The sequence below is a fragment of the Pseudomonas sp. PME37.24/025 genome, assembly GCF_055556615.1.
Map to the genome: position 1 here is coordinate 1 of NZ_JBVHNK010000250.1, position 266 is coordinate 266.

Below are 266 nucleotides of genomic sequence, written 5' to 3' on the forward strand. Positions count from 1 at the left end.
GGGAAGCCGCGCCGCCGAGGCGAGGGCCGCCAGCGCCAGATCCACGTTCGGCGCGAGGCGGGCGCGGTCGGCGACGACGTCCTGAAGTCGGCGCACGGCATCCATCGTCCCGTCGCCGTCGGGCAGCGTGGCGAGGAGCGGGAACAGGGCGTCGGCCCGATCGTCGACGCTGTCGTAGAGCGGGTGGCCGAACCCCGGGATGCCATTGCCCTCCTGCAGCGCCTCGACCAGAGCCCGCTCCGGCTCCAGCCCGCGGCGCACCCGGG

1 protein-coding gene is annotated in these 266 nt (G+C 75.9%); it reads right to left on the reverse strand.

The genetic code is table 11. The features are described 5' to 3' along the window. On the reverse strand, window positions 1-266 hold a 266-nt coding region (locus ACZ3HH_RS30250; RefSeq protein ID WP_465810289.1), incomplete at both ends, for a citrate/2-methylcitrate synthase.